Origin of the sequence: Micromonospora sp. BL4, assembly GCF_003667505.1 — a bacterium.
Classification (GTDB): domain Bacteria; phylum Actinomycetota; class Actinomycetes; order Mycobacteriales; family Micromonosporaceae; genus Micromonospora.
Genome location: NZ_RCVJ01000225.1, coordinates 1 through 3628, shown reverse-complemented (window position 1 = coordinate 3628; position 3628 = coordinate 1). Strand labels below are relative to the sequence as shown.

The 3628-nt window shown below is 70.2% G+C and carries 2 protein-coding genes; one reads left to right on the top strand and one right to left on the bottom strand.

Annotated features, from left to right (window positions below):
• Window positions 1–62 precede the first annotated feature (62 nt).
• Window positions 63–1940, bottom strand: coding sequence for a M14 family metallopeptidase (locus EAD89_RS28300; protein ID WP_121657005.1), 1878 nt, complete (start codon window positions 1938–1940; stop codon window positions 63–65).
• 211 nt (window positions 1941–2151) lie between these two features.
• Here EAD89_RS28300 and EAD89_RS28295 point away from each other — a divergent pair, with 211 nt between their 5' ends.
• The gene (locus tag EAD89_RS28295) at window positions 2152–3507 is read left to right on the top strand and encodes a C39 family peptidase (RefSeq protein ID WP_121657006.1); all 1356 of its coding nucleotides are present in this window, start codon (window positions 2152–2154) and stop codon (window positions 3505–3507) included.
• Window positions 3508–3628 lie beyond the last annotated feature (121 nt).

The window sequence follows — 3628 nt, the reverse complement described above, 5'->3', positions numbered from 1 at the left end:
GTCACCATCAGCGCCTCCTGATCGGGTGGGGCCCCGCAGGGGCGGAACGGGGCCCCACCCGATCAGGAGGCGCTGATGGTGACGTTGTCCACAGCCGCCTCCACGAGGCTGGCGCCGGAGGCGTCCGCCGCCTCGATGAGGATGCGCACCGACTGGCCGGCGTACGGGGTGAGGTTGAGGTTCGCCACCGCCCAGCTCCCGTTGCGGTTGGACGCCGCGCCGGACTGGGTCAGCAGCGCCGTGGTGCCACCGTTGTGCACCACGCTCACCCGCAGGTAGTCCGCCGACGAGGCGTTCGAACCGTGCGCCAGGTACCACGCCAGCGAGAGGGTCAGCGTGCCGGACGACGGCAGTGTCACCGCCGGGGACCGGGCGCTGGTCACCCCACCGTCGACGTCGTGGTCACCCGCCGCGGAGCCGGCGAGCCGCCCGGTGACCAGGTCGTTGCTGCCGGCGTACGGGGTGAGCTGCTTGGCCCCGGAGGAGGTGGTCGCCTGGGCGGCGCCCCGCTCGAAGGCCCCGAGGGTCGCGGTGTCGGTGCCGGACGGGTTGATGGTCCAGCCGGTCGCGGTCTCGAAGGTGTCCGACCAGACCGTGGTGCCGCCGCCACCGCCGCAGTACTGCGCCTGCTTGCCGATCGCCCGGTACGGGCAGTCGGCGTACTCGCTGAGCATCAGCACCGCCTCGCGGTTGCGCGAGGTCTGTGCGGGGATCACCTCGTCGGGCGGGTAGAAACCGCCGCCGCCGGACGAGCCCGGGTACATCTCGAAGGTGTACGCCCAGATGCCGTGGGTCGCCCACATCCAGTCGATGCTGTCCCCGTCGGTGATGTAGAGGTCGCTGGACTGCTCCGGGGTGTAGCTGTTGGTAGCCGCCATCTGCTGGCCGATGGTGGCGAAGGTGTTGTACTGGTCGGCGCTCATCCCGGGCCCGGTGTTCGCGGTCGTGTAGCCGTACGGCCAGAGCACCAGCTGCGAGTACGTGTGGAAGTCGATGTTGGCCTTGATCTGCTGCGTCCCGCCGACCACCCGACTGTTGACGAAGTTGCGCAACGCCTGCGTCTCGGGCGCGGAGAACGCCGACGGTCCCCGGTAGGTCTCGGACGAGGTGGAGCCGGACGAGCCGCCGCAGCAGCCCCAGTTGTAGCCCCAGTTGCGGTTCAGGTCGGTGCCGACGTTGGACGAGCCGCTGTTGGGCTGCCGGTTCTTGCGCCAGGACCGGTACGACCCGGTGGCGATGTCGTACTCGCTACCGTCCGGGTTGACCGTCGGCACGATCCAGATCTCCCGGCTGTTGACGATGTTGGTGATCCGGGAGTCGGAGCCGTAGCTGTCGGTGAAGAGGTTGAGCAGGTAGATCGCCATCTCGACCGTCAGGTGCTCGCGGGCGTGCTGCTGGGCGTTGAACAGGATCTCGGGTTCGCCCTCGTCGGTGCCGACGTTGTCGGAGATCTTGACCGCCATCAGGTCGCGGCCCTCGTACGACGAACCGATGCTGATCTTGCGGGCGATTGCCGGGTGGTCGGCCACGACCCGGTTCACGACGGCGGTCAACTCCGCGTAGTCGTGGAAGTTGGAGTCGGCGGGCGGGAAGGCCTGCGTACCCATCTCGCCGGCGCCGCGCTCCACGTTCGGCGGCGGGGCGAGCGGTTCCAGTCGGAAGCCGAGCTTGCCGATCGCGGCGGCCTCGGTCGCGGTGGCCGAGATGTGCAGCACGCCGTGCTCGGAGTAGTCGATGGCGGCCCCGGTGCGGGCCACCGCGTTGCGGTCGGCGAGGGTCCGGGGCCCGAGCACCCGGTAGCTGGCAGCGGCCTGCTCGGCGGTCCGGTCCGGTGCCGGGCGGGCGGAGACCGGGCCGGTGGCGACGGTGACGATTCCCAGCCCGGTGACGACGGCGAGCACCAGGACGCGGCGGAGTGGGATGGGCGTGCGGAGGGCCATGGACTACCTCCTCGAAGGGCGGGAGATCCCGCTCGATGGTGGACACTTCACCACCTGTCACATGGTCATATCAATATCCGTCGCTGCCTTCGCCATCCCAGGTGGACCATCGCAGCGGCAATGATTTTCCATCCGTGAACATCTGGCGAAACTTCCCTCCAAGCGGAACACTGACCAGCGACGATGCCCCTCTCGACACCGCGGAGCACCCATGGCCAGATCCCGCCTGCACGCGGCCGCCCTCGCCGGCGTCACCGCGCTCGCCCTGCTCGCCACCGCCGCACCCGCGGCCGTGGCCTCGCCGCTCTCCGGCGGCCGACCGCCCACCATCACCCACGACGAGCAGATCACCTTCCAGGACTGGTCCGGGCCCGCCGACTGGCACCGGGGCCAGCGGTCCGGCACCCGCGTGGTGCCCGGCCACCGCGCGGGCATCACCCTGGCCCGCCCGGCCGGCACCACCGAGTACGCCGACCCGCACACCGGCGTCACCCGCACCTGGGAGTACGGCACCTGGACCTCGCCGGTGACCCGGGTCGGGTTCGACGCCACCGAGCTGATCGCGTCCTGGAACGCGGAGACCCCCGCCGGCACCTGGATCCAGGTGGAGATGCAGGGCAGCTACACCAGCGGTGACCAGACCCCGTGGTACGTCATGGGCCGCTGGGCGTCCGGCGACAGCGACATCAAGCGGACCACCGTCAACCAGCAGGGCGACCCCTGGTCGACGATCTGGACCGACACCTTCAGCATCGACGACGCCGCCGCCGGCGTGCTGCTGCGGTCGTACCAGCTGCGACTGACCCTCTACCGGGCGCCCGGCCAGACCGCCGCGCCGGTGGTCCGGATGCTCGGCGCGATGAGCTCGACCGTGCCGGACCGGTTCACCGTCACGCCGAGCGCCGGGCACATCGCGTGGGGCCGCGAACTGCCGGTGCCGCGCTACTCGCAGAACGTGCACTCCGGGCACTACCCCGAGTACGACGGCGGTGGTGAGGCCTGGTGCTCGCCCACCTCGACCGAGATGGTGGTCGAGTACTGGGGGCGGGGGCCGTCCCCGGCCGACACCTCCTGGGTGGACCCGACCTACCCCGACCCGACGGTCAACCACGCCGCGCGGATGACCTACGACTACGCGTACGACGGCGCGGGCAACTGGCCGTTCAACACCGCGTACGCCGCCAGCTTCCCCGGCCTGGAGGGGCGGGTCACCCGGCTGCACTCACTGGACGAGCTGGAGCGCTTCATCGCCGCCGGCATCCCGGTGGTGACCAGCCAGTCCTTCCTGGCCAGCGAGCTGGACGGGGCGAACTACGGCACCTCCGGGCACCTGTTCGTGGTGGTCGGCTTCACCGCCGACGGCGACGTGATCGTCAACGACCCCGCCTCGTCCAGCAACGACGTGGTGCGCAACGTCTACAAGCGTGCGCAGTTCGAGCAGATCTGGCTGCGGACCAAGCGGATCAACGCCAGCGGCGGCGTCTCCGGCGGCTCCGGCGGCGTCGCCTACCTGATCAAGCCCACCAACAAGCCCTGGCCCAAGGTCCCAGGCTCCACCAACTGGTAACCCGAACACGCCTGATCAGAGGCACGCGTGATCAAGAGGTTTGCGTCATCCGGTGCCGTCCTGGTGACGCAAACCTCTTGATCAACGCGAGGGTCGGTCGGTGGGGGGCTCGGGGTCGGGG